At 67.4% G+C, this 20,074-nt stretch carries 10 protein-coding genes and 2 pseudogenes; 7 read left to right on the top strand and 5 right to left on the bottom strand.

From position 1 onward, the window contains the following. Positions 1-5: 5 nt before the first annotated feature. The 5 genes and pseudogenes from BST12_RS03815 to BST12_RS03800 form a co-directional block, all read right to left on the bottom strand. Complete coding sequence (locus BST12_RS03815; protein ID WP_083111672.1) at positions 6-4,535, bottom strand: type I polyketide synthase; 4,530 nt, start codon at positions 4,533-4,535, stop codon at positions 6-8. Beyond that, positions 4,535-5,641, bottom strand: a pseudogene (locus tag BST12_RS34795) (beta-ketoacyl reductase); the annotation flags it as partial. The gene BST12_RS03815 and the pseudogene BST12_RS34795, both read right to left, overlap by 1 nt. 596 nt (positions 5,642-6,237) lie before the next feature. Beyond that, positions 6,238-9,304 (bottom strand): annotated as a pseudogene (locus tag BST12_RS34790) (type I polyketide synthase); the annotation flags it as partial. Continuing rightward, entirely contained in the window at positions 9,301-11,052 is a 1,752-nt protein-coding gene (gene fadD26, locus BST12_RS03805; protein ID WP_083111670.1) for a long-chain-fatty-acid--AMP ligase FAAL26/FadD26, read from the bottom strand. The gene fadD26 and the pseudogene BST12_RS34790, both read right to left, overlap by 4 nt. A 680-nt stretch (positions 11,053-11,732) precedes the next feature. Further along, on the bottom strand, positions 11,733-12,446 hold the full coding sequence (locus tag BST12_RS03800) for a thioesterase II family protein (protein ID WP_083111669.1): 714 nt from the start codon (positions 12,444-12,446) through the stop codon (positions 11,733-11,735). A gap of 219 nt (positions 12,447-12,665) precedes the next feature. Between BST12_RS03800 and sepIVA the strand changes: the two genes are divergently transcribed. From sepIVA to smc, 7 genes are all read left to right on the top strand, one after another. Beyond that, entirely contained in the window at positions 12,666-13,403 is a 738-nt protein-coding gene (gene sepIVA, locus BST12_RS03795; protein WP_083111704.1) for a cell division protein SepIVA, read from the top strand. An 80-nt stretch (positions 13,404-13,483) separates the two neighbouring features. Further along, entirely contained in the window at positions 13,484-14,074 is a 591-nt protein-coding gene (locus BST12_RS03790; RefSeq protein WP_083111668.1) for a YceD family protein, read from the top strand. Continuing rightward, complete coding sequence (gene rnc, locus BST12_RS03785; protein ID WP_083111667.1) at positions 14,071-14,784, top strand: ribonuclease III; 714 nt, start codon at positions 14,071-14,073, stop codon at positions 14,782-14,784. Before BST12_RS03790 ends, rnc begins: the two co-directional genes overlap by 4 nt. Beyond that, a complete protein-coding gene (gene mutM, locus BST12_RS03780; protein WP_083111666.1) occupies positions 14,785-15,633 on the top strand; it encodes a DNA-formamidopyrimidine glycosylase in 849 nt (282 codons plus the stop codon). A gap of 97 nt (positions 15,634-15,730) precedes the next feature. Then, a complete protein-coding gene (locus tag BST12_RS03775; RefSeq protein WP_083111665.1) occupies positions 15,731-16,138 on the top strand; it encodes an OsmC family protein in 408 nt (135 codons plus the stop codon). Next, positions 16,131-16,406: an acylphosphatase gene (locus BST12_RS03770; protein WP_083111664.1), complete on the top strand. Its 276-nt coding sequence runs from the start codon at positions 16,131-16,133 to the stop codon at positions 16,404-16,406. Before BST12_RS03775 ends, BST12_RS03770 begins: the two co-directional genes overlap by 8 nt. A gap of 66 nt (positions 16,407-16,472) precedes the next feature. Further along, on the top strand, positions 16,473-20,072 hold the full coding sequence (smc, locus tag BST12_RS03765; protein ID WP_083111663.1) for a chromosome segregation protein SMC: 3,600 nt from the start codon (positions 16,473-16,475) through the stop codon (positions 20,070-20,072). The last annotated feature ends 2 nt before the right edge of the window (positions 20,073-20,074 follow it).

Below are 20,074 nucleotides of genomic sequence, written 5' to 3'. Positions count from 1 at the left end.
CGCGCCTAGCTCAGCCTTTCCGAAAGTTGTTGCAGCAGCTCATCCTCGGTGAGATCCTCATACGCATCGGCGACCGGTTCGTCATCCAGCTCGACCAGTTCCGGCAGGACGGTGGCCAGGTAGTCGGTGAGGCTGTACACGGTCGGATAGTCGAAAACCACAGAGGCGGGCAGGAATTCGCCCAGCGTGTCGGACAGCGCCCGCTGCAGTGTCACGCTCATCAGCGAGTCCATCCCGAGTTGAAAGAATCCCGTCGAGGGATCCAGCGACTCGGCGGGTGGTAGCCCCATCACCTTGGCGGCCAGCAGCGCCACTTGGTCGAGCAGCATGTCGTGGCGGCGCTCGGGTGAGCACTTGCGCAATGCGATGCGGAATTCGCTTTCCGGCAGTGCGGTTTCACCGGGCACCGACAGCAGGTCGTCGACGATGTGCAGTGCCCCGCGGGTGCGGTATGCGGCCGCCAGCAGCGGCCAATCCGCGGCTACCACAACCGAATGCGCTCCGGCGGCTGGGCTCATCACGTATGGCAACGCGCCAATGGCCACCTCGTCGTCCATCGGCAGCAGACCCGACCCGACGCTGACCTGGCTGGCATCGTGTTCGGCGTCGGCCAGCGACTTCCACAGTCCCCAGTTGACGGTGGTGGCCGGCAGCCCCATCAGCCGGCGCGCATATGCCAGCGCGTCGAGGTAGCCGCTGGTCGCGGTGTAGTGGGCCAGCCACCGTGACCCGGTCAGGCCGGAGATGGACGAGAACAACACGAAATGGCGCACCGGGGTGGTCAGCGACAGCCGGTGCAGCACCGCCGCGGCGTCCAGTTTGGGTGCGAACATCGCCCGCACGTCGTCGTCGGTCATCTCGGCCAGCAGGACCGGTTGGCCGGCGAACGCGGCCAGGTAGATGCCTTCCAGCGGCGGCAGGTCGGCGCCGAACCGGTCGAACACGGCGCTCATCGCCGTCTCGTCGCTGGCATCCGCGGCGACCGTGACCAGCGTTACGTCTTGTGCGGCAAGGGTTTCGGTGAGTTCGCGCAGCCGTTCGCCGGGGTTGCGCGACACCGCAACGATGGTCTTGGCGCCCATTCGGGCGAGTTGGCCGACCAGGTGCGGTCCGATATTGCCGGTTGCGCCGATGACCAGCTGGCTGGCGTCGGCGTCCAGTTCCACCGGCTCCTGGGTGGGAACAGCGCTGCGCCGTAGCCGCGGCGCGTGGCGGGTGCCGGCCCGGTAGACCACCTGGTCGTCGGCATCGACGGCGGCCGTTTCGGCCAGCAGCAGCTTGGCCACCACGTTGGCGGGCACCGCTGCGTCGAAATCAATTACCGCGCCCCAGATTTCGGGGTGTTCGAGAGCCAGTGTGCGCCCCAGTCCCCACAGCGCTCCGTGCGCGGGGTTGGCGTGGTCGCCCTCGGCGATCGGCTGCGCATTGCGCGTCACCAGGAACAGCTTGGCCGGCAGGGGTTGGGCGGCCAGCACCGCGGCCACCCGGCGCAGCTGGTGGAACAGCTCGTAGGTGCGCGCAACATCGAGCGGATCGCCCGGGACCGGCGGCGCGTAGAGCACCTGGTCGACACCGCCGAGCGCGTCGACCAGTGTTGCCGCATCGCTGTCGGCTTCGGCGGGTAGTAGCTGCGCGCCGAGTTCGGCCGCCAGGACCGCATCGCCGATCACCAGCCGGGTTGTGCCGCCGGGGATCTCGGCATCGGCCAGCGGGGTGACCGGCCAGCTCACCCGGTGCGACCACTCATCGAGCGGTCCGCCGGTGCCCTGGTGCACCGGGAATCCGTTGCGGTTCGCGGACGCCGACGAGGACACCCGTGTCGCCGTAAGGTCCAGCCAGTGCTGGGTGTGGCGCCACGGCGTCGCCGGGATCCTGGGGTGCGGCTCGGCCGGATGCGCTGTCTGCGGCGGGGTGCTGCGCACCGTGGCGAGGTTGGTGCGGAAGGTGACGGTGTCGTCGGTGTCGCGTTGCAATGTCCCGATGGCCAGGTACTTGGCGCCGGGCTGGGCGTTTTCCACCGTGTCGCTGATGGCCTGCGTCAGCAGCGGGTGCGCACTGATTTCGATGAACGTGTGACGGGCGCCGGGGCCGCTGCCGGCCGCAGCGACGGCCTGTTGGAAACGCACCGGGTTGCGCATGTTGGTGGCCCAGTGCTCGGCATCGAAAACCGGTGTCTGGGAGAGGTCTTCGTAGGTGGTGGAGATGATCGGAATGGTCGGGGTGCGCGGGGCCAGGCCGGCCAGCTCGGCGCGCATCGCCGGCTGCAGGGCATCCATCGCCGGATTGTGCGGGGCCACTTCGATATTGACCCGGCTGGCGAAGCGGTTCTGCGCACGCACCCGCGCGATCAGCTCGTCGATCTGCGCGGTGGGTCCGGAGATCACGGTTTGCCGCGGTGAGTTGTAGATGCCCAGCGTCACCTGCGGGTAGTCGGCGATCAGGGCTTCGGTGGCGGGCACGTCGAGGCCGAGCAGCGCCATCCCGCCCTGTCCCGACTGCGGGGCCATCAGCCGCGACCGGACCGCGGTCACCCGCAATCCCTCGGCGGGCGTCAGCGCGCCGGCCACCACGGCCGCGGCCACCTCGCCCATCGAGTGACCGATGACCGCGTCGGGGTGCACCCCGTAGGAGCGCCACAGTGTGGTCAGCGCCAACTGCATGCCGACCAACCCGAGCTGTATCTGCTCGATGCCGACGAGTTCGCTGCCGTTGGCCAGGACGTCCTGCAGCGAAAAGCCAGCGTGCTCGACGAATACCGGTTCCAGTTCGGCCACCGCGGCGGCGAAGGCGGGTTCGTCGGTGAGTAATTGGCGGCCCATGCCGGCCCACTGCGAGCCGCGGCCGGAGTAGACGAACACGGTGCCCGGTCCGGGCGAGCCGTCCCGCGGAGGTACTACGCCGGGGGCGTGCTGACCCGCGGCCAGGGCGCGCAGTCCATTTACTGCCTGGGCGTGGTCGCGGGCGACGACGGCGCCGAACTTGGGGTGCCGCGCGCGGTGATGGTTGAGCGTGTGGGCGACGTCGGCCAGGGCCACGCCGGCCCCGGCGCCCTGCATCCAGTCGGCCAGCACGCCGGCCGTGGCGGCCACCCGCTGCGCCGACTTGCCCGTCACCACCAGGGTCGATACCTCGGTGTCCGGGCCGCCTGGAGTCACCGGTGTCAGCTCGGGGCCCTGCTCGATGATCGCGTGCGCGTTGGTTCCGCCCAGCCCGAAGGAGGACACCGCCGCCCGCCGCGGGCCCGAATCCGATGGCCAGGCGATGTTTTCCACCGGCACGAACAGCCGCGTCGAAGACGCGTCGATCGCCGGATTCCATTGCGAGAAGTGCAGATTCGGTGGAATCTGGCCGCGCTGCACCGACAGCACCGCCTTGATGAACCCGGCCACCCCTGAGGCCGCCTCGAGATGACCGATATTGGTCTTGACCGCCCCCAGTGCGCACGAGCCGTCGCCGCGGCCGTAGGTGGCGGCCAGCGCCTCGAATTCGATCGGGTCGCCCAATTGTGTTCCGGTGCCGTGGGATTCGACGTAGTGCACGCTTTCGGGCGCGATGTCGGCCGACCGCAGCGCGTCGGCGATCACGTCGCACTGGGCCGCGGTGTTGGGCGCGGTGATGCCGTTGGAGCGCCCGTCCTGGTTGACCGCCGAGCCGCGCACCACGGCCAGCACCTGATCGCCGTCACGCAACGCGTCGGTGAGCCGCTTGAGCACCACCACTCCGGCGCCCTCGCCGCGCACGAAGCCGTCGGCGGTCGCGTCGAAGGTGGCACACCGGCCCTGCGGTGACAGCAATCCCCAGGCGGAGATGGCGATTTGGGTTTCGGGGCGCAGCGTCACGCTGACCCCGCCCGCCAGCGCCAAGTCGGTTTCCCGCAATCGCAGGCTCTGACAGGCCAGGTGGATGGCCGTCAGCGACGACGAGCACGCCGTGTCGACAGCCGCCGCCGGACCGCGCAGCCCCAGCATGTAGGAGATGCGTCCCGCGGTGATGCTGTGCGAGTTCCCGGTGCCCGTGTAGGCGTCCACGTTGTCGCGGCTGCTGGCCAGCATGGACTGGTACTCGCTGAAGTAGACGCCCATCATGACGCCGGTGCGCGTGCCGGCCAGGGAATCCGTTGGGATGCCGGCATGTTCGAGCGCTTCCCAGGCAACCTCGAGCAGCATGCGCTGCTGCGGGTCCATGGATGCGGCCTCACGCGGGGTGATGCCGAAGAACTCGGCGTCGAATCCGGCGATGTCGGGGACGAAACCGCCCCACTTCGTCGTCATGTGCCCAGGTGTCAAGGGGTCCGGGCTGTAGTACTCGTCGGCATCCCACCGGTCGGCGGGAATTCCGGAAATCGCGTTGCGTCCCTCGACCAGCAACTCCCAGAAGCTCTCCGGGCCCGTCACGTCACCGGGAAAGCGGCAGCCGATACCGACCACCGCCACCGGCTCGGCCAGCGTGGTGCGCGAGGCCTTGCTGAATTCTTCGGTCAGGGCAGCGCGCTGCTGCGCCGTCATGCCCGAAATGCGGCTGAAAACGGTTTGCATTACGAAGACTCGATGCGGTCGAACAGGCTGTCCAGCGTGCTGCCCGCGGAAGCGGACAGCTTGGAGATTTGGTCGATCTCGGTTTCCTGTTGCGGCGCAATCAGTTTCGCGAGGTGACCCGCCAGGGCGGCGACAGTCGGGTGGTTGAACAGCATGGTCGCCGACAGCTCCATGCCCACGAACATCTCGGCTTCGCGCCGAATCGCCATCGCCATCAACGAGTTGAGCCCCAGCTCGGCCAGTGGCCGGTCGGTTTCCAGGTCGGACTCCGGAATCCGCAACTCGCGCGCCACGATGGCGCGCAGCCCGTTCTCGAATTCCTCGCGCAGCGCAGCCGGTGACAGATGCGACCAATCCCGGGCCGGGATCGGCGAGGCCTCCGCCTGCAGCAGGTCGTCGACGATGCGCAGCGATCCGCGGGTCCGGTACGCCTCGGCCAGCAGCGGCCAATCCGCGTCCACCACAACGGAATGCACCCCGGCGGCACGGCTCATCACGACGGGCAGTGCGGCAATTGCCACCTCGTCGTCCATCGGCCGCAGCCCGGATTCCACGCTGACGCTGCCGTCGCCCTGGGTGTTGGCCAGGGAGTTCCACAAGCCCCAGTTCACCGTCGTGGCCGCCAGCCCCAACGCGCGGCGCGAGTAGGCCAGCGCGTCGAGGTAGCCGCTGGTCGCGGTGTAGTGGCCCAGCCAACGCGAGCCGGTGAGGCCGGAGATCGAGGAGAACAACACGAAGTGCTGCACCGGCTTCTTCAGCGTCAAGCGGTGCACGATAGCGGCCGCGTCGAGCTTGGGCGCGAACATGGCACGCACGTCGTCGTCGGTCATTTCGCTGAGCAGGACCGGGCCGCCGCCGAAGGCCGCGAGGTAGACGCCCTCCAGCCGCGGCAAGTCGGCGCCGAACCGGTCGAACAGCGCAGCCATGCCGGCCTCGTCGGTGGCGTCGACGGCCACGGTAACGAGGGTAATGCCCTGTGCGGCAAGGGTTGCGGTGAGCTCCCGCAGCCGCTCGCCGGGGTTGCGGGAGGCGGCGACGATGGTCTTGGCGCCCATCTGTGCGAGCTGGCGGATCAGATGCGGCCCGATGTTGCCCGTCGCACCGAGGACCAGTTGGCTGGTCTCGCCATCGAGCTGGACCGGGGCTTCGGCGGGCACGGCGCGACGGCGCAGCCGTGCCACATGCCGCACACCCCAGCGGTAGACCACCTGGTCTTCGCCGTCGCTGCCGGCGACTTCGTCAAGCAGCTGCGGCGCTGCCAGTTCGGCGGGCACCGACTCGTCCAGATCGACGATGCCGCCCCAGATTTCGGGGTGTTCCAGAGCCAGCGTGCGCCCCAGGCCCCACAGCACGCCGTGCGCGGGATTGGCCCGGTCGCCTTCGGTGACCGGCTGGGCATTACGGCTGACGACGAACAGCTTTGCAGCGCCCGGCTTTTCGGCCTGCTTTTCGGCTAGAGCCGCGGCGAGCGCGCGCAACTGGTGGAACTTCCCGTAAGCCAGTGTCACATCGAGGGCCTGGCCCGCGGGCGGTGCGTACACGACGTGGTCGACGCCTTCGAGTGCGTCGAGCAGCGCGGCCCGGTCCGCGACCGATTCCAGCACGGCGACGTGCGATTGCTCGCCGGCGATCCGGCCCAGTTCGGCACCCAGGCCGGGGTCGGCGACCACCAGCCAGCGGCCGGTCGCGGCTTCGGCCTTCAGCGGCTTGGCATCCAGTGGCTTGGTGGGCCAGTCCACCTGATAGCACCACTCGTCCAGCGCCCCATCCAGATACTCGGTGGCCACGGGAGCGCTTGGCGCAGCACCGCTTTGGTGTTGGGTCGCCGGAAGCTGCAACGCCACGGACGAGGTATTGATCCAGTGGTGGGTGTGGTGCCAGGGCGTGGTGGGGATCTGTGGGTGCGGCTCGGGCGGATGCGGCGTCTGCGGCGGGTGTGAGGTGCGGACCGTGTTGAGGTTGGTGCGGAAGGTGATGGTGTCGTCGTTGTCGCGCTGCAGGCTGCCGACGCAGGAGTACTTGCTTCCGTGCTGCACGGTGTGCAACGTCTCGAGCACCGCCTGAGTCAGCAGCGGATGTGCACTGATCTCGATGAACGTGTGGTGGTCGGTTCCGGCGGCGGTGATGGCCTGCTGGAAGTGCACCGGGTTGCGCATGTTGGTGGCCCAGTGCTCGGCATCGAAAACCACAGTGCTGTCCAGGTTTTCGTACGTCGTCGAGATGATCGGAATGGCCGGGGTGCGCGGGGCGAGATCAGCAAGCTCCGCGCGCATCGCGGGCTGCAGCGCATCCATGGCCGGATTGTGCGGGGCCACTTCGATATTGACCCGGCTGGCGAACCGGTCCTTGGCGCGGACCCGGGCGATCAGTTCGTCGATCTGCTCGGTGGGTCCGGAGATCACCGTCTGGCGCGGCGAGTTGTAAATGCCCAGCGTGACTTGCGGGTAGTCGGCGATCAGCGCCTCGGTCGCGGCCGCGTCGAGTTCTAGCAGCGCCATGCCGCCCTGTCCGGACAACGGGGCCATCAGCCGCGAGCGGACAGCGGTCACCCGCAGCCCCTCGGCCGGGGTGAGCGCCCCGGCGACCACGGCAGCGGCGACCTCGCCCATCGAGTGGCCGATAACCACGTCGGGCTGCACGCCGTAAGAGCGCCATAGGCCGGTGAGTGCCAGTTGCATGCCGATCAGGCCCAGCTGGATCTGCTCGATGCCGACCAATTCCGTGCCGCCGGCGATGACGTCGTACAGCGAGAAGCCGGCGTTCTCCAAGAACACCGGTTCCAGTTCGGCGACGGCGGCGGCGAAAGCGAGTTCGTCAGCGAGCAATTGGCGGCCCATGCCGGCCCACTGCGAGCCGCGGCCGGAGTAGACGAAGACCGTTCCTGGACCGGGCGGGCTGTCCTGCGGGTTGACGACGCCGGGCGCGTGCTGGCCGGCGGCCAGCGCCCGCAATCCGGCGACCGCCTGGCCGCGCTCGCGTGCCACGACGGTCCCGAACATCGCCTGCCGGGAACGGTGATGGTTGACCGTGTGGGCGACATCGGCCAGCGCCACGTCGGCGCCGGCGCTCTCCATCCAATCGGCAAGCACCGCCGCCGTCGCGGCCACTCGCTGCGGCGTCTTGCCCGCAACCACCAGCGTTGACACCGCGGGATCGGCTACCGGCTCGGGTGCCGCATATATCTCTTGGCCCTGCTCGATGACCACGTGCGCATTGGTGCCGCCGAATCCGAACGACGAAACACCGGCGCGGCGTGGATGCCCCGTCTCCGGCCATTCCAGTTGTTCTGCAACAACTTTCATGCGCAGATCGGCAAAGGGGATGTGCGGATTCGGGCTTTCGAAACGCTGATTGGGCGGAATCTGGCCGCGCTGCACCGCGAGCACCGTCTTGATGAAGCCGGCGATCCCGGCCGCCGCCTCGGTGTGGCCGAGGTTGGTCTTGACGGTGCCGATGAGCAGGGGAGACTCCTCGGAACGTCCGCGACCCAGCACCGTGCCGAGCGCGCGGGCTTCGATGGGATCACCCAACAGAGTTCCGGTCCCGTGCGCCTCGACGTAGTCGACCTCGTTGGGCTGCATCCCGGCGTTGGTGTAAGCGGCACGCAACACCGCCATCTGGGCCGCGGGATTGGGCGCCATCAGCCCGTTGGAGCGACCGTCCTGGTTGACCGCCGAGCCGCAGATGACGGCCAGCACCCGGTCGCCGTCACGCTGCGCATCGGTCAACCGCTTGAGCACTACCACCCCGGCGCCTTCACCGCGCACGAACCCGTCGGCCGCCGCGTCGAAGGCACGGCAATGACCCGTCGGCGACAACGCGCCAACCTGATCGAACCCGCGAAACACCGCCGGGGACAACAACAAATTCACACCGGCCGCGATCGCCAGGTTGGAGTCCTCGGTGCGCAGGCTCTGGCAGGCCAGATGGATCGCGACCAATGAGGACGAGCATGCGGTGTCCACGGCCACCGAGGGGCCGCGCAGGTCAAGGAAATACGACAGCCGGTTGGCGATGATGCTCATGGCGCCGCCGGTGTTGCTCCAGCCGTCCACCTGCGACAGATCCGTGGATGCGATGGCACCGTATTCGCTTAAGCAGGAACCGGCGAATACACCGGTCTGCGTGCGCCGCAGCGAGCTGGGCGCAATTCCCGCGTGCTCCAACGCTTCCCAGGCCACTTCCAGCAGCAGGCGCTGCTGCGGGTCCATCTTGTCGGCCTCGCTGGGGGAGATCTCGAAAAACTCTGCGTCGAAGGCATCGATGTCGGACAGGAAGGAGCCCCACCGGGTGGTGCGGGCCAGCGTCGCGGCCACCTCCGGCGACACGCTCTCGAACGGCTCCCACCGCTGCGCGGGGACTTGTCCGATCGAGGAACGGCGTTCACAGAGGAACTCCCACAACGCTTCTGGTCCGGTTATCCCGCCGGGGAAGCGGCATCCCATCCCGATGACCGCGATCGGCTCGTCGAGCGAGTTTCGCGCCGGGCGCTTCTGCGCGGCCTCGGATTCTGGATCGGGCTCGGGGGAGGTGAGATATGCGGCGAGGGCGTTGATCGTCGGGTGCTCCCAGAAGTCGATCGGGGATACCGTTCTGCCCAACAACTCCGTCAGCTCACCCGAAAGCACCACTGCGTCACGTGAACTCACGCCGAGGTCGGCCAGCGACAGATGCGGATCCACCTCGTCGGGTGTGCAGCCGATATTCGTAACCAGGTAGTCGACGAGCCAGTGGCGAAGGTCGGATTCGCCACGAACGCTCGCCGTCATACGGTCACATCCAGCCGCTTGAATCCGTCGCTGCGGTATCGCTCGACGCAGGCCGAACGCCGGACCTTGCCGCTGGTGGTGATGGGAATCGAACCCGGTGATACCAGCACCAGGTCGGCCACGCGCAGACTGTGCGACTTCGATATTGCCGAGGTGACCTCACGCTTCACCGAGCGCAGTTTGAGCATGGCCTCCTCAGCGGAAGCCCCGCGCCGCTTGAGTTCGATGATGGCGACCAGTTGTTCGGTGATGTCGTCGGGCACGGCGATGGCCGCAACCCGGCCGCCGGTGATCTCCTGAATCGTGGCCTCGATGTCGTCGGGGTAGTGGTTGCGCCCGTCCACGATCAGCAGGTCTTTGATCCGCCCCATGATGAACAGCTCGCCGTTGGACATGACGCCCAGATCTCCGGTGCGCAGCCATGGTCCCTCCGGGGTACCCGGCGCGGGGTTGACCAGCTTGGCGTTGAAGACGCGTGCGGTCTGCTCCGGCTTGCGCCAATAACCCATGGCCACGTGGTCGCCGTGCGCCCAGATTTCGCCGACTTTGCCCGGCGGATTCTCGACCATGGTCTCGGGATTGACGATTCGCACCGACGACGGATCGGGCGAGCCATAGCTGATCAGTTCAGTACCGACCGAACGCTCGGTTCCGCAGGGCCTGGCCTCTCCGGACGTCAAATGCTCGTAGTCGAACCGGACCGTCTTGGGCACGGTCCCGGCTTCGGGCGCCGCCACGTACAGGGTGGCTTCGGCCAGCCCGTAAGAAGGCCGTACCGCGGTGGGGCTGAGGTTGTACGGAGCGAAACGCTCGGTGAAACGCTTCACCGTTGCGACGTGAATACGTTCACTCCCGCTAACGATGCCCTCGACGTTGCCCAGGTCGAGCCCGGCCATGTCGTCGTCGGACGTGCGTCGCACCGCCAATTCGAAAGCGAAATTGGGTGCAGCGGAAAAGCACTTTCCACTGGTGGCAAGCAGTTGCATCCAGCAGGCCGGGCGGCGCAGGAATGACATGGGGCTCAGCAGTATCGCGCTGCGCCCGGCGACCAATGGTGCGCAAATTCCGAGAATCAAACCCATGTCGTGGAACAACGGCAGCCAGGACACCACCGTCCCGCTCGGAATCTTTGCCGGATCCCCGAAATAGCCGTAGAGACTCTGCGTCACATTGGCGACGACGTTTTTGTGCGACACGATGACGCCGGCCGGTGTGCGTGTCGATCCGGACGTGTATTGCAGATAGGCGGCGCCGGTGGACAGCTGCGGGAAGGAGGGAAGGTCGCGCGGTGTGTCCAGATCGAGCAGATCGACTTCAATGACGAACGGGGCGGGCTGCCCGTTCTGCGCGCATGCGTATTTCGTCACGTCGCCCACCACCGACGAAGTCGTCAGAATGGCGACCGGCTGCGAATCGCGCAGCACCGCGGAAACGCGATCATCGTGAATTCCGTATTGCGGGGTCGACAGTGGGACCGCAATAAACCCGGCTTGCAGCGCGCCGAGAAAAGCGATGACGTATTCCAGACCCTGCGGCGCCAAAATCGCTACCCGGTCACCGGGCGCGCCGCATAGTTTGAGTTCCTCAGCAATAATGCAAGCGCGACCGTAGATCTGTGCCCACGTCAAAGTCTCAGCAAACCCTTTAGGGTCTAATCCGTAGTCAATGTACGTGTACGCGGTGGCATCGGCCTGCTGCTCGGCCCGCTCCCGCAGCAAAGCTGGGAGGGAAGGATCCGTCACCGGCATCGCGTTACGCTCCTATTCGACTGCCTGCAGTTGTCTATGATTCGTCCCCGGTGGGCCGCCGGTTGGATCGCGCAGGGGACTTCCTTGCCCTCTGCAACCTGCTGGTCTGAGCTGACCAGGCCGCTCTGACGATTACGCAGCCATCTCTACCGCAGCACGCCCGCGTTCCGTCAGTTGATCGCCCCTAAGACTATCCCCGTTTCCCCGTACTACTAGGCCCTATAAATAAGGTAAGCACCTCTGGTGACGGGTGCGTGCAGTATTTGCAAAATACACACGCTACCCACAGCCATCGCCAATGTCATCGACACGCCTTCTGGCCCTCTCACCTGCGACTAAGCTTCTCGCCTGGGTTGCCCTGTGTGGTTGTTGTGACTTTTGATACATCAGTGACGGATGTTCAGTCTTGTGAGAGTTGAGCCGTATTTTCTGGCACGGTGCGCCAGTTCTTTTGGGACCAGCGTCCCGTTGTGACGACACTAACACGTCTCGCGGGGGTGCCGGCCCACGTACATAAGGGCGCCCTTCCCATCGCCGCACGGGCGGCCGGAGGGCTCCGCCGGGACGCGCCGGGCAGCGCTGGCGGGGCTCGCGGCGCGGCGAACTTCCGGCGCCGGCCGGCCGGTATGGCACGCAGGGGGTTCGGCTCCGCCGGACGTAGGGCCAGATTTTGGCCGCAGCTAAGCCTGTTCAGTCCATTCGAGTGTTCGGTCCTGTATCTCACCGACCAGCTCTGGCAAATGGCTACTGAGGTAGAAGTGATCTCCGGGAAATAGCTGAAGCCTGAACTCCGAAGTCGTTCGCTCTCGCCATGGCTCCATGTCGTCCGGGGTGGCAATCCAATCCTTGTCCCCGATGAATGCATAAATCGGGCACGACAACCGTGTCTCGGGGGGACAGTTATAGCCGGCGATGGCACGGGCCGCGCGCAAGGTGGGCAGCACCCCTACCAGAAATTCCTCGTCCTCAAAAAACTCAGGGTTGGTCCCCGTCATTTGCGCAACGAGATTCAGCATTTCGCGATCCGTCATGCCCTGAATCTGTTTGTAGCGGATATGTCCCGGCGCCGAACACGCCGAGAGGAAGAGGGCGACGACTCGATGGCCGGCCTTTTGGAATCGTAGGGCCACCTCGAAGGCGAGCAGTCCGCCCATGCTGTGACCGAAGAACGCGTACGGCTCCTCCGTTCGGCTGGAGGGCTTCATCATCGCGAAAATGTCATCGGCCAAGGCGGGAATGCTCGCCAGCGGCGGCAGGCCGGCGCCATCTCGCTGGCCGGGGTAGTGCACGGCGATTCGCTTCAGATCGGCGGAGAACTCCTTGGCGAATGGAACGTAGAACTTCGCGTCGCCCCCGGCGTGCGGGAAAATATAGAGCGTGGGCGTGGTCGTCATTTCACCTTTTATCGTTGTTCGCCCGCCCCATCACCGCGCCCAGCATACCGTCAGCAGCTCCATGCTTCGGCCGGGCCTGCGGACGGTCCCGGCGATACGCTGGCAGCAAGAGACGGCGAAATGTGAAATTGGGCCCGACACACCGACGCACGCACCGTCGTCACAGATGTAACACCAGGCACACTGGTAACAACAAAACGATGCCAGGAGGGTATGGCCGTGTACCGAGTCTTTGAAGCGCTCGACGAATTGGGCGCCATTGTCGAAGAGGCCCGTGGCGTGCCGATGACCGCGGGCTGCGTCGTGCCCCGCGGCGATGTGCTGGAACTGATCGACGACATCAAAGATGCGATCCCCGGCGAACTCGACGACGCCCAAGATGTCCTCGACGCGCGCGATTCGATGCTGCACGACGCGAAGACCCACGCCGACTCCATGGTGTCCTCGGCGACCACCGAATCGGACTCGATGCTCAACCACGCCCGGGCCGAGGCCGACCGGATCCTTTCGGACGCGAAAGCTCAGGCCGATCGGATGGTGAGTGAAGCGCGCCAGCACAGCGAGCGCATGGTCGGCGAGGCGCGCGAGGAGGCGATGCGCATCGCGGCCTCGGCCAAACGGGAGTACGAAGCCAGCGTCAGCCGTGCCAAGACGGAATGCGACCGGCTCATCGAGAACGGCAACATCTCCTACGAGAAGGCCGTGCAGGAAGGTATCAAGGAGCAACAGCGCCTGGTCTCGCAAAACGAGGTGGTGCAGGCGGCCAATGCGGAATCCACCCGCCTCATCGACACCGCACACGCCGAAGCCGACCGGCTGCGCGGCGAATGCGACATCTACGTCGACAACAAGCTCGCCGAATTCGAGGAATTCCTCAACGGCACGCTCCGCTCGGTCGGGCGGGGGCGTCACCAACTTCGCACCGCCGCCGGCACTCACGACTACGCGACACGCTGAGCGCGTTCACGCCGCGCGATGATTACGCGCGGGTGAACGGACCCCTAGCACTTCACGCCGCGCGCCGTAGGATTTCCCCTATGGCGAGGCAGCGAGCTCAGACATCACGTCGCCCTCTGCATACTCTGGCTAAGCCGATGGTGCTCGACATCGCACGATTGGGACGACGGCCAGGAGCCATGTTCACGGTGCAGGACACGGTGCACAGTCCCGCGCGCATCGGCGTGGAGCTGATCGCGATCGAGCAGGGTGCACCGCTGGACCTGGACCTGAGGGTGGAATCGGTCTCCGAGGGAGTATTGGTGACCGGGACGGTGGCCGCGCCCACCACCGGTGAGTGCTCCCGCTGCCTGACCCCGATCCAGGGACGCGTGCAGGTCAGTCTGACCGAACTGTTCGCCTACCCGCACAGCGCCACCGAGGAGACCACCGAGGAAGACGAGGTTGGGCACGTCGTCGACGAGCGGATCGACCTCGAACAGCCGATCATCGATGCCGTCGGCCTGGAACTGCCGTTCTCGCCGGTGTGCCGGCCCGACTGTCCGGGACTGTGCCCGCAGTGCGGAATCGCGCTGGCCAGCGAGCCTGGTCACCACCATGAACAGATCGACCCCAGGTGGGCCAAGCTGGCCGGCATGATCACTCCGGACAACCCCGAGGGCCAGCGGTGACCCCGGCACGACAGCCGCTGCTCGACGCGCTCGGCGTCGAGTTGCCCGAGGAGTTGCTGACCCTGGCGTTGACGCACCGCAGCTATGCCTACGAAAACGGCGGACTGCCCACCAACGAGCGGTTGGAGTTCCTCGGCGACGCCGTACTCGGGCTCACCATCACCGACGAACTCTTTCACCGCCATCCCGACCGTTCCGAAGGCGACTTGGCCAAACTTCGCGCCAGCGTGGTCAACACCCAGGCGCTCGCCGATGTCGCGCGCAGCCTGCCCGAGGGGGGCCTTGGCGTGCACGTGCTGTTGGGCCGCGGCGAGGCCAACACCGGCGGAGCCGACAAGTCCAGCATCCTGGCTGACGGGATGGAATCGCTACTTGGCGCCATCTATCTGCAGCACGGTATCGAGACCGCGCGCGAGGTGATCCTGCGGCTATTCGGGCCGCTGCTGGACGCCGCGCCCACCTTGGGCGCCGGCCTGGACTGGAAGACCAGCCTGCAGGAGTTGACCGCCGCACGGGGACTGGGGCCGCCGTCGTACCAGGTCAGTTCCACCGGCCCGGATCACGACAAGGAATTCACCGCTGTGGTCGTCGTGATGGACACCGAATACGGCTCGGGGGTGGGCCGCTCCAAGAAGGAAGCCGAGCAGAAGGCCGCGGCGGCCGCCTGGAATGTGCTGGACAGCGCCGTCGCCGGCAAAACCTCGGTTTAGATGCCCGAGCTGCCCGAAGTCGAGGTGGTACGCCGCGGCTTGCAAGCCCACGTATTGGGCAAAACGATCACGGCCGTTCGGGTGCACCATCCGCGCGCGGTGCGCCGCCACGAAGCCGGTCCCGCCGACCTGACCGCGCGGCTGCTCGGCGTGCGGATCACCGGAACCGACCGCCGCGGCAAGTATCTGTGGCTGACGCTGGATTCCGGTGAGGCCCTGGTGGTGCACCTGGGTATGAGCGGGCAGATGTTGCTGGGCACCGTCCCGCGCGCCGAACACGTCCGGATCTCCGCACTGCTGGACGACGGGACCGTGCTGAGCTTCGCCGACCAGCGGACCTTCGGCGGCTGGCTGCTGGCCGACCTCACCACCGTCGACGGCAGCGTGGTGCCGGTTCCGGTCGTGCACCTGGCGCGTGATCCGCTCGACCCGCGCTTCGATGCCGACGCCGTGGTTAATGTGTTGCGGCGCAAGCATTCCGAACTCAAACGTCAACTCCTCGATCAGCAGGTGGTGTCGGGCATCGGCAACATCTACGCCGACGAAGCGCTGTGGCGGGCCAAGGTGAACGGTGCCCGGGTGGCCGCCACACTGACCCGCAAGCAGCTGGCGGCCGTCCTGGACGCCGCGGCGGAGGTGATGCGCGAAGCGCTGGTCAAGGGCGGCACCTCGTTCGATTCGCTGTATGTCAACGTCAACGGCGAGTCGGGTTACTTCGACCGATCGCTGGACGCCTACGGCCGCGAGGGCGAAAACTGCCGGCGCTGTGGCGCGGTGATGCGCCGGGAGAAGTTCATGAACCGCTCGTCGTTCTACTGTCCGAAGTGCCAGCCGCCACCCCGGCAGTAGCGTCGTGCGCCGAGCGTGCGTGTTTGTCCAACGACACGCCGGTGAGCTCGGCATTCCATGCACGCTCGCGCCTCCGGCGCGCGGTAAGAAAGAAGCCATGACGGAACTCTGGGTGGAACGCACCGGCACCCGCCGCTACACCGGATACAGCTCGCGTGGAGCGCAGGTACTCGTCGGTTCCGAGGATGTCGAGGGTGTATTCACCCCCGGCGAGCTGCTCAAGATTGCGCTTGCCGCCTGCAGCGGCATGTCCAGTGACCAGCCGCTGGCCCGTCGGCTCGGCGACGACTTCAAAGCCGTCGTCCGGGTGTCCGGCGCGGCCGACCGCGACCAGGAGCGCTATCCGTTGCTCGAGGAGACGCTGGAGCTCGACCTGTCGGGCATGAGCGACGACGAGAAGCAACGGCTGCGCGTGGTCGTCGAGCGGGCCGTCGACCTGGTGTGCACGGTTGGACGCACGCTGAAGTCGGGTACCACCGTCAATTTCGAGGTCGCCGATGTCTGACGTGCGACTGACCGCCTGGGTACACGGGCAGGTGCAGGGAGTCGGCTTCCGCTGGTGGACGCGCTGCCGCGCGCTCGAGCAGGGGCTGACCGGCTACGCGGCCAATCAGGCCGACGGCCGTGTGCTGGTGGTTGCCAACGGGCCGCGTGAGGCCGGCGAGAAACTGCTGGAATTACTGCGCGGCGGCAGCACTCCGGGCCGGGTGGACAACGTTGTCGCCGACTGGTCGGAGCCCACCGAACAGTTCAGCGGATTCGTCGAGCGGTGATCGCAAGCGCGCGAAGCCGGGCGCGCCGGGTCACCGCCATTTGGCCCAGCGGTAATCTGGCCCCTCGTGTACCTCAAGAGTCTGACGCTGAAGGGTTTCAAATCCTTCGCGGCGCCGACGACTCTGCGTTTCGAACCGGGCATCACCGCCGTCGTCGGGCCCAACGGCTCCGGCAAATCCAACGTGGTCGACGCGCTGGCGTGGGTGATGGGGGAGCAGGGGGCGAAGACCCTGCGCGGCGGCAAGATGGAGGACGTCATCTTCGCCGGCACCTCGTCGCGCGCGCCGCTGGGCCGCGCCGAGGTCACCGTCACCATCGACAACTCCGACAACGCGCTGCCGATCGAGTATTCCGAGGTATCGATCACCCGGCGGATGTTCCGCGATGGCGCCAGCGAATACGAAATCAACGGCAGCAGTTGCCGTTTGATGGATGTCCAGGAGCTGCTCAGCGACTCCGGCATCGGTCGCGAGATGCACGTCATCGTCGGCCAGGGCAAGCTCGATGAGATCCTGCAGTCGCGGCCCGAGGACCGCCGCGCGTTCATCGAAGAAGCCGCCGGCGTGCTCAAGCACCGCAAGCGCAAGGAAAAGGCCCTGCGCAAACTCGACTCCATGTCGGCGAACCTGGCCCGGCTCACGGATCTGACCACAGAGCTGCGCCGTCAGCTCAAACCGCTGGGACGTCAGGCCGAGGTGGCCCGACGAGCGCAAACCATTCAAGCCGACTTGCGCGACGCCCGGCTGCGGCTGGCCGCCGACGATTTGGTGAGCCGTCGCACCGAGCGGGAAGCGATCTTCGAGGCCGAATCCGCCATGCGCCGCGAGCATGACGAGGCCGCGGCACGGCTTTCGGTGGCAGCCGAGGAGCTGGCCGCCCACGAAGCGGCGCTGGCCGAACTGACCAGCCGCGGCGAGTCGATCCAGCACACCTGGTTCGGCATGTCCGCGCTGGCCGAGCGGGTGGGCGCCACTGTGCGTATCGCCACCGAACGCGCCCACCATCTCGACGTCGAGCCGGCCGCACCCAGTGACACCGACCCCGATGCGCTGGAAGCCGAAGCCGAGCAGGTGGCCGTCGCCGAGCAGCAGCTGCTCGCCGAGCTGGCCGCCGCGCGCGCCCAGCTGGACGCCGCCCGGGCCGAACTGGCCGAGCGCGAACGCCAAGCGACCGAGGCCGACCGTGCCCATCTGGCGGCGGTCCGCGCCGAGGCGGACCGGCGTGAGGGACTGGCCCGGCTGGCCGGGCAGGTGGAGACCATGCGGGCGCGCGTCGAATCGATCGATGACAGCGTCGCGCGGTTGTCCGAGCGGATCGAGGACGCCGCCGCGCGCGCCCAGCACACCCGTGCGGAGTTCGAGAGCGTGCAGGGCCGGGTCGGTCAACTGGATCAGGGCGAGGTCGGCCTGGATGAGCAGCACGAGCGGACGGTGGCTGCGTTGCGGCTGGCCGACGAACGCGTTGCCGAGCTGCAGGCGGCCGAGCGCGGCGCCGAACGCGAGGTGGCATCGCTGCGGGCCCGTATCGATGCGCTCTCGGTGGGCCTGGAGCGCAAGGACGGTGCCGCTTGGCTGGCCCGAAATCACAGTGGCACAGGGCTTTTGGGGTCACTGGCCCAGCTGGTGAAGGTGCGGTCGGGCCATGAGGCGGCGCTCGCGGCCGTGCTCGGGTCGGCCGCCGACGCTTTGGCCGCCGACAGCCTGGGCTCGGCGCGCGCCGCCGTCACCGCGCTCAAGCAAGCCGACGGCGGCCGCGCGGCCCTCGTCGTCAGCGACTGGCCCGCTCCCGACGAAACCGTGCGGCCCGGACTTCCCGGCAGCGGCGTGTGGGCGCTCGACCTGGTCGAGGCGCCGTCGTGGCTACGCGGCGCCCTGGTCGCGATGCTTTCCGACGTTGCGGTGGTCGACGACCTGGCCGAGGCGCTCGATCTGGTGGCGGCGCGGCCGCGGTTGCGCGCGGTCACCCTGGACGGTGACCTGGTGGGCGCGGGCTGGGTGAGCGGCGGTTCCGACCGCAAGCTGTCCACCTTGGAACTCACCTCCGAGATCGACAAGGCCCGCGCCGAACTGGCCGCCGCCGAAGCGCAAGTGGCGCAGCTGAGCGCGGCGCTCTCGGGCGCATTGACCGAACAGGCCGCCCGGCAGGACTCGGCCGAGCAGGCTTTGGCCGCGCTCAACGAATCCGACACGGCGATCTCGGCGATGTATGAGCAGCTGGGCAGGCTGGGTCAGGATGCGCGCGGCGCCGATGAGGAGTGGACCAGGCTGGTGCAGCAGCGCGAGCAGCTGGAAGCCGGCCGGGCGCAGACGTTGGACGAGGTTTCCGAACTCGAGACGCGGTTGCGCAATGCGCAGGAGACCCAGCAGGTGGACGCCGCCGAGCCCATCGATCGTCAGGCGATCGCCGCCGCCGCGGATTCGGCTCGCAGCATCGAGGTGGAGGCCAGGCTGGCGGTGCGGACCGCCGAGGAACGTGCCAATGCGGTGCGCGGGCGGGCCGATTCGCTGCGCCGCGCGGCCGCGGCCGAACGCGAGGCGCGGATCCGCGCCGAGCAGGCGCGGGCCGCCCGGTTGCGCGCGGCGGCGGTGGCCGCAGCGGTCGCCGAGTCCGGACGGCTGCTGGCGTCGCGGTTGAACCGCGTGGTCGACGCCGCTTCGCGTCTTCGCGACGAGTTGGCCGCCGAGCGCCAGCAACGGTCGGCGGCGATGGCTGCCGTGCGCGAAGAGACGAACACGCTGAGCTCCCGGGTGACCGCGCTGACCAGTTCGCTGCATCGCGACGAGGTGGCAAACGCCCAGGCGGCGCTGCGCATCGAGCAGCTCGAGCAGATGGTGCTCGAGCAATTCGGCATGGCGCCGGCCGATCTGGTCGCCGAGTACGGGCCGGAGGTTCCGTTGCCGCCCAGCGACCTCGAGATGGCCGAATTCGAGCAGGCCCGCGAGCGCGGCGAGCAGGTGGTCGCGCCCGCGCCGATGCCGTTCGACCGCACCACCCAGGAGCGCCGGGCCAAGCGCGCCGAGCGTGAGCTGGCCGAGCTGGGCCGGGTCAACCCACTGGCTCTGGAGGAGTTTGCTGCGCTGGAGGAGCGCTACAACTTCTTGTCCACCCAGCTCGAAGATGTCAAGGCAGCCCGCAAAGACCTGCTGGACGTCGTCGCCGAGGTTGACGCCCGCATCCTGCAGGTGTTCAGCGACGCGTTCGTCGACGTCGAGCGGGAATTCCAAACGGTTTTCACCGCACTGTTCCCCGGCGGGGAAGGCCGGCTGCGGCTGACCCAACCCGACGACATGCTCACCACCGGAATCGAGGTCGAGGCGCGTCCCCCCGGCAAGAAGGTCACCCGGCTGTCTTTGCTGTCCGGCGGTGAGAAGGCGCTGACGGCGGTGGCGATGCTGGTCGCCATATTCCGGGCCCGCCCGTCGCCGTTCTACATCATGGACGAGGTGGAGGCCGCTCTCGACGACACGAACCTGCGCAGGCTGATCGGACTGTTCGAGATGTTGCGGGACCGCTCGCAGCTCATCATCATCACGCACCAGAAGCCCACGATGGAAGTCGCCGACGCCCTCTATGGCGTGACCATGCAGGGCGACGGCATCACCGCGGTCATCTCGCAGCGCATCCGGGGACAGCAGGTCGATCGTCTGGTGGGAAGTTCCTCTTAAGG

The sequence above is a fragment of the Mycobacterium angelicum genome, assembly GCF_002086155.1.
Classification (GTDB): Bacteria; Actinomycetota; Actinomycetes; order Mycobacteriales; family Mycobacteriaceae; genus Mycobacterium; species Mycobacterium angelicum.
Note: the sequence above shows the minus strand (reverse complement) of the source record. Positions and strands in the feature narration are given on the sequence as shown.

What these genes read in the sequence shown, in the direction of transcription:
- BST12_RS03815 (WP_083111672.1), bottom strand. Translation starts at nt 4,535, where the DNA reads ATGCAAACCGTTTTCAGCCGCATTTCGGGCATGACGGCGCAGCAGCGC.
- fadD26 (WP_083111670.1), bottom strand. Translation starts at nt 11,052, where the DNA reads ATGCCGGTGACGGATCCTTCCCTCCCAGCTTTGCTGCGGGAGCGGGCC.
- BST12_RS03800 (WP_083111669.1), bottom strand. Translation starts at nt 12,446, where the DNA reads ATGACGACCACGCCCACGCTCTATATTTTCCCGCACGCCGGGGGCGAC.
- BST12_RS03790 (WP_083111668.1), top strand. Translation starts at nt 13,484, where the DNA reads ATGGCGAGGCAGCGAGCTCAGACATCACGTCGCCCTCTGCATACTCTG.
- mutM (WP_083111666.1), top strand. Translation starts at nt 14,785, where the DNA reads ATGCCCGAGCTGCCCGAAGTCGAGGTGGTACGCCGCGGCTTGCAAGCC.
- BST12_RS03775 (WP_083111665.1), top strand. Translation starts at nt 15,731, where the DNA reads ATGACGGAACTCTGGGTGGAACGCACCGGCACCCGCCGCTACACCGGA.
- BST12_RS03770 (WP_083111664.1), top strand. Translation starts at nt 16,131, where the DNA reads ATGTCTGACGTGCGACTGACCGCCTGGGTACACGGGCAGGTGCAGGGA.